General features: G+C 67.5%; 16 protein-coding genes. All 16 read right to left on the bottom strand.

Annotation, left to right across the window (positions count from 1 at the left end; genetic code table 11):
* Positions 1 to 308: 308 nt before the first annotated feature.
* The 16 genes from murA to rho all read right to left on the bottom strand — a co-directional run bounded on the left by murA (position 309) and on the right by rho (position 15,494).
* Positions 309 to 1,622, bottom strand: a complete 1,314-nt coding sequence (gene murA / locus ACFQ91_RS05685; protein WP_198498599.1) for a UDP-N-acetylglucosamine 1-carboxyvinyltransferase — start codon at positions 1,620 to 1,622, stop codon at positions 309 to 311.
* Positions 1,622 to 2,050, bottom strand: a complete 429-nt coding sequence (locus ACFQ91_RS05680; protein WP_282959875.1) for a DUF2550 domain-containing protein — start codon at positions 2,048 to 2,050, stop codon at positions 1,622 to 1,624. Before ACFQ91_RS05680 ends, murA begins: the two co-directional genes overlap by 1 nt.
* 62 nt (positions 2,051 to 2,112) lie before the next feature.
* Positions 2,113 to 2,373 (bottom strand): F0F1 ATP synthase subunit epsilon, encoded by a 261-nt coding sequence (locus tag ACFQ91_RS05675; protein ID WP_137825936.1) that lies wholly within the window; start codon positions 2,371 to 2,373, stop codon positions 2,113 to 2,115.
* 3 nt (positions 2,374 to 2,376) lie between these two features.
* Positions 2,377 to 3,828, bottom strand: a complete 1,452-nt coding sequence (atpD, locus tag ACFQ91_RS05670; protein ID WP_140955140.1) for a F0F1 ATP synthase subunit beta — start codon at positions 3,826 to 3,828, stop codon at positions 2,377 to 2,379.
* A 27-nt stretch (positions 3,829 to 3,855) separates the two neighbouring features.
* Positions 3,856 to 4,791 (bottom strand): F0F1 ATP synthase subunit gamma, encoded by a 936-nt coding sequence (locus ACFQ91_RS05665; RefSeq protein ID WP_140955141.1) that lies wholly within the window; start codon positions 4,789 to 4,791, stop codon positions 3,856 to 3,858.
* Between the two features lie 31 nt (positions 4,792 to 4,822).
* On the bottom strand, positions 4,823 to 6,457 hold the full coding sequence (atpA, locus tag ACFQ91_RS05660; protein WP_198498598.1) for a F0F1 ATP synthase subunit alpha: 1,635 nt from the start codon (positions 6,455 to 6,457) through the stop codon (positions 4,823 to 4,825).
* A gap of 86 nt (positions 6,458 to 6,543) precedes the next feature.
* A complete protein-coding gene (locus ACFQ91_RS05655) occupies positions 6,544 to 7,350 on the bottom strand; it encodes a F0F1 ATP synthase subunit delta (protein ID WP_198498597.1) in 807 nt (268 codons plus the stop codon).
* Positions 7,350 to 7,901 carry a F0F1 ATP synthase subunit B gene (locus ACFQ91_RS05650; protein WP_137825931.1) on the bottom strand — a complete coding sequence of 184 codons (552 nt, stop codon included), beginning with the start codon at positions 7,899 to 7,901 and terminating at the stop codon, positions 7,350 to 7,352. Before ACFQ91_RS05650 ends, ACFQ91_RS05655 begins: the two co-directional genes overlap by 1 nt.
* 27 nt (positions 7,902 to 7,928) lie before the next feature.
* A complete protein-coding gene (gene atpE, locus ACFQ91_RS05645) occupies positions 7,929 to 8,153 on the bottom strand; it encodes a F0F1 ATP synthase subunit C (RefSeq protein WP_198498596.1) in 225 nt (74 codons plus the stop codon).
* Between the two features lie 77 nt (positions 8,154 to 8,230).
* Entirely contained in the window at positions 8,231 to 8,977 is a 747-nt protein-coding gene (gene atpB, locus ACFQ91_RS05640; RefSeq protein ID WP_198498595.1) for a F0F1 ATP synthase subunit A, read from the bottom strand.
* A 272-nt stretch (positions 8,978 to 9,249) separates the two neighbouring features.
* Positions 9,250 to 9,705, bottom strand: a complete 456-nt coding sequence (locus ACFQ91_RS05635) for a hypothetical protein (RefSeq protein ID WP_198498594.1) — start codon at positions 9,703 to 9,705, stop codon at positions 9,250 to 9,252.
* Positions 9,702 to 10,811, bottom strand: coding sequence for an MraY family glycosyltransferase (locus tag ACFQ91_RS05630; protein ID WP_198498593.1), 1,110 nt, complete (start codon positions 10,809 to 10,811; stop codon positions 9,702 to 9,704). Before ACFQ91_RS05630 ends, ACFQ91_RS05635 begins: the two co-directional genes overlap by 4 nt.
* Positions 10,812 to 11,462: an L-threonylcarbamoyladenylate synthase gene (locus ACFQ91_RS05625; RefSeq protein WP_140955146.1), complete on the bottom strand. Its 651-nt coding sequence runs from the start codon at positions 11,460 to 11,462 to the stop codon at positions 10,812 to 10,814.
* 19 nt (positions 11,463 to 11,481) lie between these two features.
* Entirely contained in the window at positions 11,482 to 12,384 is a 903-nt protein-coding gene (gene prmC, locus ACFQ91_RS05620; RefSeq protein WP_198498592.1) for a peptide chain release factor N(5)-glutamine methyltransferase, read from the bottom strand.
* Between the two features lie 16 nt (positions 12,385 to 12,400).
* Complete coding sequence (gene prfA / locus ACFQ91_RS05615) at positions 12,401 to 13,477, bottom strand: peptide chain release factor 1 (RefSeq protein ID WP_198498591.1); 1,077 nt, start codon at positions 13,475 to 13,477, stop codon at positions 12,401 to 12,403.
* Between the two features lies 1 nt (position 13,478).
* Positions 13,479 to 15,494, bottom strand: a complete 2,016-nt coding sequence (gene rho, locus ACFQ91_RS05610) for a transcription termination factor Rho (RefSeq protein WP_198498590.1) — start codon at positions 15,492 to 15,494, stop codon at positions 13,479 to 13,481.
* Positions 15,495 to 15,634 lie beyond the last annotated feature (140 nt).

The following is a 15,634-nucleotide window of genomic DNA, read 5'->3' as shown; positions in this document are numbered from 1 at the left end:
GATAACTAATGAGCGGCGAACGCGCCTGTGGACAGTCAACCGGCACGAGTACGCCGGAGGTATCGGTCACGGCGTGGCGCGGATAGCCAGGCGTGCAACACCGGCGATCCGCGGTCAGCCTGGAGTGAGCGCCCGGGTGGTGCCGGTCACGGCGTAGCGCGGATAGCCAGGCGTGCAACACCGGCGATCCGCGGTCAGCCTGGAGTGAGCTCGCGGATGTGCGGGAAGTCTCGAAACGTGCTGGCGGGCTTGACCGACGGGCGGCTTGAGCGACGACCGATGAGTCGCCGCACCGTGCGAGAGGGAGCTTAGTCGAAGCTGAGGCGGTCGGCGCGGCTGACGCGGACGATGTCGGCGCCGAGCGCCTGGAGCTTCTGCACGAAGCCCTCGTAGCCGCGGTCGATGTGATCGACTCCGGAGACCTCGGTGATCCCGGCCGCCCGCAGACCGGCGAGGACGAGACCGGCACCGGCGCGGATGTCGGAGGCCTCCACCTCGGCGCCGGAGAGCTCGTCGACCCCGGTGATGAGGGCATGATTGCCGTCGACGCGGACCTTCGCACCGAGGCGGGCGACCTCCTGGACGAAGCGCCAGCGCGCCTCGAAGAGGTTCTCCGAGAGCAGCCCGACGCCGTCGGAGACCGAGTTGAGCGCAATGACGAAGGGCTGGAGATCGGTCGGGAAGCCCGGGAACGGCATCGTCGCGACGCGGATCGCGTGGGGACGCTCGGGACCGATGACGCGGAAGCCCTTGCCCTGCGTGCCGTCACCCAGGGTGATGTCGCCGAGGTCGTCGACCGTCGCGCCGGTGTCGCGGAGTTTGATCGCGACGTTGGGCATGATGTCGAGGCCGACCCCGCGCACCGTGACGTCTCCCCCGCTCAGCGCCGCGGCGAACGCGTAGGTGCCGGCGACGATGCGGTCGCCGACGGTGCGGTGCACGACCGGATGCAGGGCGTCGACGCCGGTGATCGTGAGATCGGCGGTGCCGATCCCCTCGATCCGGGCGCCCATCTCGACGAGCATGAGGCAGATGTCGACGATCTCCGGCTCCTTCGCCGCGTTCGCGATCGTCGTCACGCCCGAGGCCAGGGTCGCTGCCATGACGAGGTTCTCCGTGGCTCCCACGGAGGGGAAATCGAGGGCGATGTCCGTGCCGGTCAGGCCGCCGGGGGCCTCGGCGACGAAGTAGCCGTGTTCGAGCCGCACATGGGCGCCGAGGGCTTCGAGTCCGGCCTGGTGCATGTCGAGGCCGCGGGAGCCGATCGCATCGCCGCCGGGCAGCGCCACATGCGCCGAATGCATCCGCGCCGTCAACGGTCCGAGGACGGAGATCGAGGCCCGCATCGCGCGGACGAGTTCGTAGTCGGCTTGGATCCCCACCTCGGCGGGGACGTCGATGCTGACGATTCCGGCTTCGGCATCGTAGTCGACGGTGCATCCGAGGCGGCTGAGGAGCTCGACCATGATCCGCACGTCGAGGATCGCGGGAACGTTCGTGATCGTCGTCTTGCCGACGGCGAGCAGACTCGCCGCCATGAGCTTGAGGACGCTGTTCTTCGCACCGCGCACGTCGACGGTGCCGCGCAGCTGCGTGGGGCCGGTGAGGCGGAAGACTTCCATCAGGTGAACCGTCCCATCGTCGGATTGAAGCCGGGGGGCGAGGACTCGAGCCACGAGGCCATCGTCGACAGCGACTCGGTGTCCATCGCCAGGGAGACATTGCGCGGGCGCCCGTCGGCCTTGCCGTACGAGCAGTCGACGACGACCGCGTCGGGGAGCACCGAGTACTGCTCCCCCGAGGTGGGCTTGCGCCGCACGAGGATGTCGAGGTCGGCGCGCGGCAGACGCACTGCCGCGCGCCGGTTGAGAGCGAACACGGGATACCAGTCGAGCGAGCTGACGGCGAACACCGCGACGCCCAAACGCCAACGTGGGCGGGAACTGGATTCCTCGCCCACGTTGATCGAACAGTCAAAGGCACCCGACAACTTCGAGATCGACCTGCGCCGGATCGTCACGACGACGATGAGGGCAAGAGCCAGTCCCACCAGCGAAAGCAGAACGATGAGCAGGACGGAAGGGTTCACGGTTGCCAAGTGTAATTGACTGATCAGAGAAGTTCGGCCTGATCAGCCGCAATGATGACGCGATTGTTCTCGACCGAGAGGAATCCCCCGTCGGCCTGCACTCGGACGGTCTCGTCCGAGGTCGTGAGAATCCTCGCCTCACCATCGGCCACGACACCGAGAACGGGTTCGTGACCGGGCAGGATGCCGATCTCGCCGTCCAGGGTGCGGGCGATGACGCGCTTGGCCTCACCGACCCACACCTCCTGGTCGGCTGCGACGACGTTGACATCGAGGACTGCCATGGCTTACTTCTTCTGCAGTTCTTCGTAGTTGCGCATGACATCGTCCATGCCGCCGACGTTGAAGAAGCACTGCTCCGGGATGTAGTCGACCTCACCGGAGACGATCTTCGCGAAGCCCGCGACGGTGTCGGCCACGGGAACGGTCGAACCCGGAACACCCGTGAACTTCTCAGCGGTGTACGTGTTCTGTGAGAGGAACTGCTCGATGCGGCGGGCACGGTGGACGACGAGCTTGTCCTCTTCCGAGAGCTCGTCGACGCCGAGGATCGCGATGATGTCCTGCAGCTCCTTGTTCTTCTGCAGGATCGCCTTGACCTCGTTGGCCACGCGGTAGTGCTCCTCGCCGACGACCAGCGGGTCGAGGATGCGCGAGGACGAGGTCAGCGGGTCGATAGCGGGGTAGAGACCACGCGAGGCGATGTCGCGGTTGAGCTCGGTCGTCGCATCGAGGTGCGCGAACGTCGTCGCCGGAGCCGGGTCGGTGTAGTCGTCGGCCGGCACGTAGATCGCCTGCATCGAGGTGATCGAGTGACCGCGCGTCGAGGTGATGCGCTCCTGGAGCACACCCATCTCATCGGCGAGGTTGGGCTGGTAGCCCACAGCCGAGGGCATGCGGCCGAGCAGCGTCGAGACCTCGGAACCGGCCTGGGTGAAGCGGAAGATGTTGTCGATGAACAGGAGGACGTCCTGGTTCGCGACATCGCGGAAGTACTCCGCCATCGTCAGCCCGGCCAGGGCCACGCGCAGACGCGTGCCCGGCGGCTCGTCCATCTGACCGAAGACGAGGGCGGTGTCGCCGAAGACTCCGGCTTCGTCCATCTCGAAGATGAGGTCGTTGCCCTCACGGGTGCGCTCACCCACACCGGCGAACACCGAGGTGCCGTTGTGGTTGTGCGCGATGCGGTAGATCATCTCCTGGATGAGGACGGTCTTGCCCACACCCGCGCCGCCGAAGAGGCCGATCTTTCCACCCTGGACGTACGGGGTGAGCAGGTCGATGCTCTTGATGCCGGTCTCGAGGACCTCCTGCTTCGACTCGAGTTCGTCGAAGGCCGGAGCGGGACGGTGGATCGGCCAGCGCTCGGTGATGTCGAGCTCTTCGCCGGGGGCGAGGTTGAGGCAGTCACCGGTGGTGTTCCACACGTGGCCCTTGGTGACGTCGCCGACGGGCACCGAGATCGGCGCGCCGGTGTCGACGACTTCCTGGCCGCGGACGAGGCCGTCGGTCGGCTGCAGGGACACGGCGCGGACGATGCCGTTGCCGAGGTGGAGGCTGGTCTCGAAGGTGAGCTTGCGCGTGCCCTCCGAGAGCTCAACCGTCGTGGTCAGTGCGTTGTAGATCTCCGGCACGGAATCGAGCGGGAACTCGACGTCGACGACCGGGCCGATGACCCGGGAAATGCGACCGAGGGCTGTGCCCTGTGCCGGGGAGTTATCCGTAACTGTGGCAGTCATGGTCTCTTTCTTCTCTGCTCGTACCGGTCAGTCGCCGGCTGCCGATGCCGCAAGGGCGTCGGCCCCACCGACGATCTCGGTGAGTTCCTGGGTGATTTCCGCCTGACGGGCCGAGTTGGCCAGCCGGGTGTAGGTCTTGATGAGGTCGTCGGCGTTGTCCGTCGCCGTCTTCATCGCCGCCTGACGCGAGGCCTGTTCGGACGCCGAGGCGGACAGCAGTGCCGAGAGGATGCGCGAGTCGATGTACCGCGGCAGGAGGGCGTCGAGGACGGCCTCCGCGCTCGGTTCGAACTCGTAGAGCGGCATCGTGCCGGCATCCGACCCGCCGCCTCCGGTGCTGCCCGAGGTCGTCGCCTCGTCGGCGTCGACGACTTCGAGCGGCAGCAGGCGCCGGTACTCGGGATCGTGCTTGACCGAGGAGACGAATCGCGTGAAGACCATGTAGATCTCCTGGACCCCGCCGTCGCCGGCGTCGGTCTCGAAGGCCTTGAGCAGCGCCTCGCCGATCTTCCGGGCATCTTCGGCGGTCGGGTTCTCCGAGAACCCGGTCCACGCCTCGACGATCGGACGATCGCGGAACGTGTAGTAGCTCTCGGCCTTGCCGCCGACCGTGTAGAGCGCGACCTCCTTGCCCTCCTGCTTGAGCAGGCGGACGAGTTCCTCGGACTCCCGGATGAGGTTGGCGGAGTAGGCTCCGGCGAAGCCCCGGTCCGGACCGATGACGAGCACCGCGGCGCGGGTGACATGGTCCGGCTCCGAGGTCAGCACATGGTCGACGTTCGATTCGCTCGCGACGGCGGAGACAGCGCGGGTCAGGGCGTTGGCATACGGGCTGGCCGCCTGCGAACGCGCGATCGCCTTCTGAATCCGGGACGCGGCGATGAGCTCCATGGCCTTGAAGATCTTCCTCAAGGACTGAGTCGAGCGGATCTTCTGTTTGAAGACCCTCTGCTGGGCTCCCATCAGTTCTTCCTTTCGCCGTTACAGATCAGGTTCAACGCTTCTGCCGAACGATCTGCTCCTGCTCGACGTCATCGGAGGAGGCGACGGACGAGTCCTCAGCGCCGGCCTTGCTGCCGTCGTTCTCGTCAGCGACCCAGTTCTTGTTGAACTCGTCAAGCGCCTTCTCGAGCTGCTCGCGGACGTCGTCCTCGAGCTTCTGCGTCTCGCGGATGACGGTGAGGATCTCGGTCTTGCGCTCGACGGTGTCGAGCATCTCGGCTTCCCAGCGCAGCACGTCGGAGACGGCGACATCGTCGAGGTAGCCGTTGGTGCCGGCGAAGATCGACACGGTCTGCTTCTCGAACGGCATCGGGTCGAACTGCGGCTGCTTGAGCATCTCCATGAGGCGAGCACCGCGGGCGAGGTCGCGCTTGGTCGCATCGTCGAGGTCCGAGGCGAACATCGCGAAGGCCTCGAGCGACCGGTACTGCGCGAGCGAGAGCTTGAGCGTACCGGAGACGCTCTTGAGCGCCTTCGTCTGCGCGGCACCGCCGACTCGGGAGACCGAGACGCCGACGTCGACGGCAGGACGCTGACCGGAGTTGAACAGATCCGACTGGAGGAAGATCTGTCCGTCGGTGATCGAGATGACGTTCGTCGGGATGAACGCGCCGACGTCGTTGGCCTTGGTCTCGATGATCGGCAGACCGGTCATCGAGCCGGCGCCGAGGGCGTCGGAGAGCTTCGCGCAGCGCTCGAGGAGGCGCGAGTGGAGGTAGAAGACGTCACCCGGGTAGGCTTCGCGGCCCGGCGGGCGGCGGAGCAGAAGGGAGACGGCGCGGTAGGCCTCGGCCTGCTTCGAGAGGTCATCGAAGACGATGAGGACGTGCTTGCCGTTGTACATCCAGTGCTGGCCGATGGCCGAACCGGAGTAGGGCGCGAGGTACTTGAAGCCCGCGGGGTCGGAAGCAGGGGCCGAGACGATCGTCGTGTACTCGAGCGCACCGTTCTCTTCGAGCGAACGGCGCACGTTCGCCACGGTCGAGCCCTTCTGACCGACGGCGACGTAGATGCAGCGGACCTGCTGCTCGGGGTCACCGGTCGCCCAGGCGTCGCGCTGGTTGATGATCGTGTCGATCGCGAGAGCCGTCTTGCCGGTCTTGCGGTCGCCGATGATGAGCTGACGCTGGCCGCGGCCGACGGGGATCATCGCGTCGACGGCCTTGTAGCCGGTCTGCAGCGGCTGGCGCACTTCCTGGCGGTCCATGACGCCGGGGGCCTGGAGCTCGAGCTCGCGACGGCCGTCGGTCTCGACCTCGCCGAGGCCGTCGAGCGGGCGACCGAGCGGGTCGACGACGCGACCGAGGTAGCCGTCGCCGACGGGGATCGAGAGGACCTCACCGGTGCGGTAGACGTCCTGCTCCTCCGCGATGCCCGCGAAGTCGCCGAGGACGACGACGCCGATCTCGCGCTCGTCGAGGTTCTGGGCCAGGCCCAGGGTGCCGTCTTCGAAACGGAGGAGCTCGTTGGCCATGGTGCCCGGCAGACCTGAGACGTGGGCGATGCCGTCACCTGCGGTGACGACCTTTCCGACCTCAGTCTTCTCCGAGCTCTCGGGGTTGTACGACTCAACGAACTTCCCCAGAGCGTCCCGGATCTCCTCCGGGCGAATTGTCAGTTCCGCCATTGTGGTTTCCCTGCTTCCTTTTACTCAGAACGTGTGTCCGACGACCGGTGGGCCGCCTGTGCCGCCGGATCTGCCGGCGAGCGTGATCAGCTTGCGAGTTTGCGGTGGACCTCTGCCAGACGGTCCGCGACGGTCGAGTTCATGACCTCGTCGCCGACCTGCACCCGGACTCCCCCGAGGACCTCGGGATCGACCTGGACGTTGAGCACGAGCTCACGACCGTAGTTGGCAGCCAGCGCCGCAGCGAGGCGTTCGGTCTGCGCGGGCGTCAGCGGCTTGGCCACCGTGACATCGGCGACGGACCGCTGCTGGCGCGCGGCGAGGATGTCGCTGAAGTGGTCGAGGGCGATCGCCACGCGCAGCCCGCGCGGATGGACCGCAGCGTGCTCGACGAGCGTGATCGTGTCCGGCGAGGCCTTGCCTGCGAGCAGGTTCTCCACGAGTGCGCGCTTGGCGTCTGCCCCGGCATCGGAGTCGAGCGCCCGCGAGAGCTCATGATCGCTCTCGAGCAGTCGGGCGAAGCGGAAGATCTCCTCCTCCACCTGACCGAGCTGGCCGAGCTCTTGAGCCGCGGCCGCGATCGCCGTGACTCCGGCGACCTCGAGACTCGTGACGAAGTCCTGCGTGCGCGCCCACCGCTGGCCGACCGCCACCGAGGCGATCGTGAGAGCGGATTCGGGCACCTGGGCGCCGAAGACGGCGCGCAGCAGGCCCTGCTTCTTCTCCGCGGACTCCGAGGAGTCCGCGAGTGCCTTGCGCAGGCCGAGGTTGTCGGCGAGCACGCCGACGACGCCGAGCAGCGACTCGCCGATCTCGCGGGCGTTGCCGGTGGCGATCTCAGCGTTCGCGGCCTCGAGGACGGCCTGCAGGGACAGCCTGCTCGACTGGAGCATCACGCCCCCTTGACCGGCTGGCCGGACGACTGCGTTTCGAGATCGGCGATGAAGCGATCGACGACGCCGGCGGACCGGGTGTCATCGGTGAGCGATTCGCCGACGATGCGGGAGGCGAGATCGGTGGCGAGCGTGCCCACCTCACTGCGCAGCTGCACCATGGCGGACTGGCGTTCCGCGTCGATCTGGACCTGCGCCTGCGCGATGATGCGATCAGCCTCGGAGTGAGCCTGTGCCTTCATCTCGGCGATGATCTGAGCGCCCTCTTCCTGAGCCTCGGCGCGCAGTCGTGCGGCTTCCGCACGACCGTCGGCGAGCTGCTTCTGATATTCGGCCAGAGCCTGATCGGCTTCGGCCTGCACCTTCTCGGCCTTCTCGATGCCACCCTGGATGCGCTCAGCACGCTCGTCGAGTGTCTTGTTGAAGGCGGGGAGGACGTACTTCCAGACAACCAGGAAGACGATCAGCAGACAGACGGCACTCCAGACGATGTCATACAGCGCCGGGAGAAGCGGGTTCTCAGACGCTGCAACAATTTGTACCGGAGTCATCGTTTAGTCCTCTTCGGATCTTTTGGATCAGGGCAGGAAGAACGGGGTCGCGATGCCGATGAGGGCCAGCGCCTCGATCAGAGCGATACCGAGGAACATGTTTCCGCGGAGTGCACCGGCCATCTCGGGCTGGCGAGCGGTTCCCTCGATGGTCTTGCCGATGACGATGCCGACGCCGATACCGGGGCCGATCGCGGCGAGGCCGTATCCGACGGTGGCGATACTGCCGTTGACTTCAGCGAGCATATCCATTGAATGCTTTCCTTTCATATGTCGGCCGGGGGGTTGGCCCGGCCTTGCAACACGTGGTTACAGACTGTGGGAACGACTCAGTGGTCGTCCGAGATCGCGGCGTTGATGTAGACGCACGAGAGCAGAGCGAAGATGTAGGCCTGGAGGACGACGATCAGCATCTCGAGGAGGAAGACGAAGAAGCCGCCGGCGAAGGTGAGGATCGAGAAGAACTGGAAGCCGTTGCTGGCGTCGAAGAGGAAGAAGCTCGTCGCGGAGAAGCAGAGGACGAGGAGGAGGTGGCCGACCATCATGTTCGCGAAGAGTCGGATCGCGAGCGTGAACGGCTGCGTGATGAACTTCGTGATGAACTCGATGGGGATGAGAAGGATGTGCATCGGCCACGGCACGTTCGGCAGGATGAGCGCCGACTTGAGGTACCCGCCGAGTCCCTTCTGCGCGATGCCCGCCCAGTGGTAGGTGACGTAGACGGTCAGGGTGAGGACGATCGGCAGTCCGATGACGCCGGTGGCCGGCATGTTGAAGAACGGGATGAGCTTCGTGACGTTCCAGAAGAGGACGCCGAAGAAGATCGCCACGATGAGCGGCATGAACTTCTTCGCCTTCTCCTTGCCCATGGTGTCCTCGGCGATGCCGACGGTGACGAACTCCATGGCGAGCTCCATGGCCGACTGGAACCGGCCGGGAATGAGCTTCATCCGCTTCGCCCAGATGGCGAGGACGACGACGACGGCGATCGTGGCGATGATGCGGATGAGCATCACGCGGTTCATCTCGAACGGCGTGCCGATGAAAGCGAACGGTGCGGGAAAGAACTCCGCCATCGACGGGGCGTGATATCCGCCTTCAGCGGCTTGGATCAGTGTTTGCGCGGCGTTGAGTTTACCCACGTTTACGTTTCTCTCCCATGGTCATCGGCCGGAAATGGCCTGGCCTTCGGCCGCGCGAGGAGCGCGGGGATCAAGATCAGGAGCGACTTGGAGCGACACGGCTCCAGCACCGGAACTACTCTACCAACGGTAGAGAGCTGCCGACAAATCCTTGCGGCTTGGCTGAGCGAATCCTGGCAGCGGTGGATGCTCGGCATATGGACGGATCAGCGGGACCGTCCCGCTTCGGGATCGACGTAGGGCACCCGCGCCTTGACGACGGTGATCGCCTCGACGAGTGAGGAGCCGATGACGGCTGCGACGATCGTGAAGAAGGCCACCGTGCCGTCGAGCCACACGGCGTCCTTGAGCCGCCAGATGACGATCATGAAGATGAACGCCTTGAAGAGGAAGCCGAGCCCGAGGAACCCCGCGATCGCGGTGAGCCCGAGATTGCGTCCGAGGTACATGATGACGAGTGTGACGACGATGAAGACGGCGGCCAGTCCCCCGCCGATCGCCCCGCCGATGAGCCCGGCGCTGCCCGAGACGAGCCAGCCGATGCCCATGCCGGCGGCGGCGACGACGAGGACGAGGATCGCCCCGCGAATGAGCATCGTCCTCCACACGCGGGTCCAGGCGGCCTGGACGGCGGTCTCCGAGGTCGGCTGAGGGTCGGTCACGAGATTTCCTCTCTGGCATGGCGGCGGGCGCGCAGCGGGTAGAAGGTGAAGACGAGGGTGACGGCGAAGAGCAGGCCGACGACGATGACGACGGAGACGGCCGGGACGAGCAGGAGCATGACGGAGCCGAAGGCGATGAGCGCCGTCCACGTGTAGAGGATGAGGACGGCCCGGGCGTGGGAGTGCCCGAGGCGGAGCATCCGGTGGTGGAGGTGCTTAGCATCGGCGGAGAACGGCGACTGCCCGGCCATGAGCCGGCGGACGACGGCGAGCCCGAGGTCGAGCAGCGGCAGGAACATCACGGCGATGGGCAGGATGATCGGCAGGTACGTCGCGAAGACGCGCTCCTGTCCGATGAGGGCGGGATCGACCTGACCGGTGACCCGGATCGTCGAGGCGGCGAGCAGCAGACCGATGAGCATCGAGCCGGAGTCGCCCATGAAGATGCGGGCCGGGTTGAAGTTGTGCGGCAGGAAGCCGAGGCACGCCCCGACGAGGATCGCGATGATGAGCGAGGCGAGGTTCGCATACGAGTCCGGGGAGGCGTCGCGGGCGAGCCAGTACGAGTACATGAAGAAGGCGCTGCCGCCGATCGCGACGACCCCGGCGGCCAGCCCGTCGAGTCCGTCGACGAAGTTCACGGCGTTGATCGTCACGAGGACGACGAGGATCGTGACGATGATCGACATCCGCGGGCTGCCGATGATCACCCCGCCGAAGGGGATCGAGAGCAGGGCGACGCCGTTGATCGCCATGAAGCCCGCCGCCAGTGCCTGGCCGGCGAGCTTCGTGATCCAGTGGAGGTCCCAGATGTCGTCGATGATCCCGAGCAGACAGAGCAGTCCGGCGGCCCCGGCGATGCCGATGATCGGGCCCATCTCGACGAAGATCCGCTGGAGGAACGGCGTCTGGGAGGCGAAGAGGAGGCCGACGATGACGGCCCCGAACATCGCGACTCCGCCCAGCCTCGGCGTGGGCACGGAGTGGACGTCGCGTTCGCGCAGCGGGGAGAAGATGAGCCCGCGCTCGGCGACCCGCTTGACCATGGGCGTGAGCAGGTACGCCACCAGCGCGGAGACGACGAGGATGAAGAGGTAGGCGCGCACTCAGCCGTCCAGGTCGCGAAGGTCGGGCACGATCTCCCGCAGCTGCTCTGCGGTGATCGGCCCGTTGCGGACGATGCGGGGGACGTCGCCGGAGAGGTCGATGATCGTCGAGGACTGACCGGAGTCGCGCCCGCCGCCGTCGAGGTAGATCTCGACATCGGATCCGAGCATGTCCTGGGCCGCATCCGCCGAGGTGGCCGCCGGCTCTCCCGTGGTGTTCGCACTCGAGACGGCGAGCGGTCCCGTCCGGCCGAGCAGCGCGAGCGCGTACTCGTCGTCGGGCATCCGCACGGCCACGGTGCCGTGGGTGTCCCCGAGGTCCCAATCGAGGGAGGGCTGGGCATTCGCGATGATCGTCAGCGGTCCAGGCCAGAACTTCGCGGTGAGCGCGAGCACCGTCTCGTCGACGCCGTCGACGAGCCCGAAGACCGTCTCCGCGCGCGGGACGAGCACCGGCGGCGGCATGTTCCTCCCCCGGCCCTTGGCCGTGAGCAGGGCCGCGACGGCTGACGCGTTGAAGGCGTCGGCCGCGATGCCGTAGACCGTGTCGGTGGGAATGACGAGGAGGTTGCCCGCCTCGACGACGCGCGCGCACTCGTCGAGGACGAGATCGCGGATGTCGGCCTGCGTGACGTCGAATCGTCGGGACACTGAATCTCTTTTCCTGCTGTCAGCTCGTCGGGTGGGTGCGCGGAGCGGTCGCCGCGGCCACCGTGTAGCGGTCGCGTCCAGTGTAGTCCGGGAACGTGGTCGCAGCTGCCAGACCCGCCACACCGGCGATGATCTCGCGGACCCCGGCGCCCTGATCCTCGGCGTGCTCCATGATGACGAGTCCGCCGGGACGGAGCAGGAGCGCCGCCTGAGCGAGGATGAGGGCGGGGATCTCGAGTCCGGAGACGCCGCCGTAGAGCGCGGCGGCGGGATCGTGGTCGCGCACCTCGGGGTCCTTCGGCACGGCCGCATCGGGCACGTACGGCGGGTTCGTCACGACGACGTCGACGGTGCCGACGAGCTCCGGATGGTCGCTGGCCGCGGTCGTCGCATCGCCGGCGATGAGGTCGACGTCGGAGGCGCCGAGGTCGAGGCGGGCGAGGTTCGTCCGTGACCACCGCAGGGCCGCGGCTTCGCGTTCGATGCCGATGACGCGGGTGCCCGGGCGCTCGAGGGCGACCGACAGGGCGATCGCCCCCGAGCCCGAGCAGAGATCGAGCACGAGCGGGGCGGTGTCGCCTTCCCGGTGCGCGAGGTGATCGAGGACCTCGGTGACGAGGAGTTCGGTCTCGGGTCGGGGCACGAACACGCCGGGACCGACCGCGAGATCGAGACGGCGGAAGTGCGCGACACCGGTGAGGTGCTGGAGCGGCATGCGGCGGCTGCGCTCGTCGAGGAGGCGGGCGAACCGGTCGGCGACGGCGGCCGGGACCGCCTCGGCGAAGAGCCGGCGACGGGCCAGGGTCGATGCATCGATGTCCCATGCATGGGCCAGCAGAGCGGAGACGTCGGTCTCGGGAGAGGGCACCCCCGCCTCGGTGAGCACACGGGCACCGGCCCGCAGCAGAGTGGGGACGTCCATGGTGGTCGGGTCCAGCTCAGTCCCCCAGTGCCTCGAGGCGCGCCGCGCGGTCGGCGTCGCGGTTCGAGCCGATGACGGCGTCGAGGTCGCCGGCAAGCACCTGATCGAGGTTGTAGGCCTTGAACCCCGTGCGGTGGTCGGTGATCCGGTTCTCCGGGAAGTTGTACGTGCGGATCCGCTCCGAGCGATCGACGGTGCGCACCTGCGAACGGCGGATGTCGGCGGCTTCGGCGGCGGCCTCCTCGGCCTGTTTGGCGAGGATGCGGGCGCGGAGCATGCGCAGCGCCGCTTCCTTGTTCTGCAGCTGCGACTTCTCGTTCTGGCAGCTCGCGGTGATCCCGGTGGGCAGGTGCGTGATCCGCACCGCCGAGTCCGTCGTGTTGACCGACTGTCCGCCGGGGCCCGAGGACCGGTAGACGTCGATGCGCAGATCCTTGTCCTCGAGGTGGATCTCCTCGGGTTCGTCGACCTCCGGGAAGACGAGGACGCCGGCGGCCGAGGTGTGGATGCGGCCCTGGGATTCGGTGACCGGGACGCGCTGGACCCGGTGGACGCCGCCTTCGAACTTCAGCCAGCCGTACGCGCCGTCGGCACCGGCCTTGACGGCGATCGTCACGTCCTTGAAGCCGCCGAGGTCGGAATGCGTGGCGGTGAGCACCTGGGACGACCACCCGTGGGAGGCGATCCAGCGCTCGTACATGCGCAGGAGGTCACCGGCGAAGAGCGCCGACTCGTCGCCGCCCTCCCCCGCCTTGATCTCGACGATCGCATCCCGGGCGTCATCGGGATCGCGCGGGATGAGGAGGTCGCGGAGTTCGGCGTCGGCCGCCTCGAGCTCGGCGCTCAGGCGCGTCGCCTCGGCGGCGAACTCGGGATCGTCGTCGCCGAGCTCCTCGGCCGCTGCGAGATCGTCGCGCAGCTCGTCGACGCGACGGGCCGCGACGACGATGCGGTCGAGCTCGGCATAGCGGCGCGACAGCTTCCGAGCCCGGCCGGTATCAGCGTGCACGGCCGGGTCGGAGAGCTCCTCGGACAGCCTCGTGTGCTCGTCGACGAGCACGGCGAGGCCGGCCGTGAGGCTGTCACTGCTCATCTCAGTGGTCGTCGGTCGAGGACTTCGGCAGCGGCGTCGTCTTCTGCACCTGCATGAGGAACTCCGCGTTCGAGCCGGTCTCCTTGAGCTTCGACATGAGGAGTTCGACGGCCTGCTGCTGCTCGAGACCCGAGAGCAGACGGCGCAGACGCCACATGACCTTCGTCTCCTCCGGCGTCATGAGCATCTCCTCACGACGTGTCGACGAGGCGTTGACGTCGACGGCCGGGAAGATGCGCTTGTCGGCGAGCTGGCGCGACAGGCGCAGCTCCATGTTGCCGGTGCCCTTGAACTCCTCGAAGATGACCTCGTCCATCTTCGACCCCGTCTCGACGAGGGCGGTGGCGAGGATCGTCAGGGAGCCGCCGCCTTCGATGTTGCGGGCGGCGCCGAAGAACTTCTTCGGCGGGTAGAGCGCGTTCGCGTCGACACCACCGGAGAGGATCCGGCCCGAGGCCGGCTGCGCGATGTTGTAGGCGCGGCCGAGGCGGGTGATGTTGTCGAGGAGGACGACGACATCGGAGCCCATCTCCACGAGGCGCTTGGCCCGCTCGATCGCGAGTTCGGCGATCGTCGTGTGATCGTCGGCGGGACGGTCGAAGGTCGAGGCGATGACCTCTCCGGCGACCGCGCGCTGCATGTCCGTGACCTCTTCGGGACGTTCGTCGACGAGGACGACCATGAGGTGGACTTCGGGGTTGTTCTCCGTGATGGCGTTGGCGACCTGCTGCATGATCGTCGTCTTGCCGGCCTTCGGGGGTGCGACGATGAGTCCGCGCTGGCCCTTGCCGATCGGGGTGACGAGGTCGATGAGGCGGGTCGACTGCAGCTTCGAGGTGGTCTCGAGGCGCAGGCGCTCCTGCGGGTAGAGCGGGGTGAGCTTCGAGAACTCGACGCGGTTCTTCGCGTCGTCGACGCTCAGTCCGTTGACGGAGTCGAGGCGGACGAGCGCGTCGAACTTCTCGCGCTTGCCGCCACGCTCGCCCTCACGCGGCTGACGGATCGCGCCGGCGACGGCGTCGCCCTTGCGCAGACCGTTCTTGCGCACCATCGACGCCGAGACGTAGACGTCGTTGGGCCCGGGCAGGTAGCCCGAGGTGCGGAGGAACGCGTAGTTGTCGTGGACATCGAGGATGCCGCCGACGGGGATGAGGACGTCGTCGCTGCGCAGCTCCGGCTCGTCTCCCCCGCGTCCGCGACGCTTGCGGTCACGGCCGCGACCGCGGCGGCCGCCGCGCTCGTCGTCGTCGGAGCCGTTGCGGTTCCGGCGGTCGTTGTCCCGACGGTTGTCGTTGTCGCGACGGTTGTCGTTGTCGCGACGGTTGTCGTCGCCGTCGCCTTGGCGGTTGCGGCGATCGGACCGGCGGTCGTCGCGGTCGGACTTGCGGTCGTTGCCACGCTCGTCACGGTCGGACTTGCGATCGTCGCGGCGGTCGTTGCCGCGATCCTCGCGGTCGGACTTGCGCTCCTCGCGGTCCTTGCGGTCGGACCGGCGCTCCTCGGCGTCGCCCTGACGGCTGCGACGGTTCGCGGCCTCGTCGCCGCCCTGATCGGTGTCGGCGTCACCGCCGCGCGAACGCGAGCGGCCGCGGCGGTTGCGCTGGCGCTCCTGGCCGGCCTGCTCGTCACCGGCGGTCTCGGCGGCGGGTGCCGCAGCAGCCTCGGGAGCGGGAGTCTCGGCGGCGGTGGTCTCAGGCGCGCTGGTCTCGGCGTCCTCGCGGGCCGCGGAGTCCTCACGGGCGGTCGCAGCCGCGCTGCGACGGGCGGGCCGGCGGCCGCGCTTGCCCTCGGAGGCCGAGGAGTCAGCGGTGTCGGCCGGCGCCGCGGTGGTGGGGGCGGGAGCCGTGCCGGCGCCCGATCCGCCCTGGTTGTTGATGGCGTCGATGAGTTCGCCCTTGCGAAGTCGACGGTATCCTTTGATTCCCATTCCCGCTGCCATTTCCTGCAGCTGGGGAAGGCGCAGAGCGGTCAGACTGCCGGTGCGCGGTGTGGAATCCGGGGTTGTGGTTTCAGACACGAAGGTCCTTCTCCCTCATTCGGCCGTGCGGCAAAGAGCCGTAATCCCACGGCGACGGAAACACCCTTGACGGTGCATTGTGAAAGACATCCTGCTTGAAGAGTGCAGGAGATGTTCCAGGATTCGTGAAGTTGAGATGG

It is taken from the genome of Brevibacterium sp. NPDC056726, from assembly GCF_042790515.1.
In the GTDB taxonomy this organism is placed as follows: domain Bacteria; phylum Actinomycetota; class Actinomycetes; order Actinomycetales; family Brevibacteriaceae; genus Brevibacterium; species Brevibacterium sanguinis.
Note: the sequence above shows the minus strand (reverse complement) of the source record. Positions and strands in the feature narration are given on the sequence as shown.

Bases quoted from the DNA above. Each gene is read 5' to 3' on its own strand.
- murA (WP_198498599.1), bottom strand. From the start codon at position 1,622: ATGGAAGTCTTCCGCCTCACCGGCCCCACGCAGCTGCGCGGCACCGTC.
- ACFQ91_RS05675 (WP_137825936.1), bottom strand. From the start codon at position 2,373: ATGGCAGTCCTCGATGTCAACGTCGTCGCAGCCGACCAGGAGGTGTGG.
- atpD (WP_140955140.1), bottom strand. From the start codon at position 3,828: ATGACTGCCACAGTTACGGATAACTCCCCGGCACAGGGCACAGCCCTC.
- ACFQ91_RS05665 (WP_140955141.1), bottom strand. From the start codon at position 4,791: ATGGGAGCCCAGCAGAGGGTCTTCAAACAGAAGATCCGCTCGACTCAG.
- atpA (WP_198498598.1), bottom strand. From the start codon at position 6,457: ATGGCGGAACTGACAATTCGCCCGGAGGAGATCCGGGACGCTCTGGGG.
- ACFQ91_RS05655 (WP_198498597.1), bottom strand. From the start codon at position 7,350: ATGCTCCAGTCGAGCAGGCTGTCCCTGCAGGCCGTCCTCGAGGCCGCG.
- ACFQ91_RS05650 (WP_137825931.1), bottom strand. From the start codon at position 7,901: ATGACTCCGGTACAAATTGTTGCAGCGTCTGAGAACCCGCTTCTCCCG.
- atpE (WP_198498596.1), bottom strand. From the start codon at position 8,153: ATGGATATGCTCGCTGAAGTCAACGGCAGTATCGCCACCGTCGGATAC.
- atpB (WP_198498595.1), bottom strand. From the start codon at position 8,977: ATGGCGGAGTTCTTTCCCGCACCGTTCGCTTTCATCGGCACGCCGTTC.
- prmC (WP_198498592.1), bottom strand. From the start codon at position 12,384: ATGGACGTCCCCACTCTGCTGCGGGCCGGTGCCCGTGTGCTCACCGAG.
- prfA (WP_198498591.1), bottom strand. From the start codon at position 13,477: ATGAGCAGTGACAGCCTCACGGCCGGCCTCGCCGTGCTCGTCGACGAG.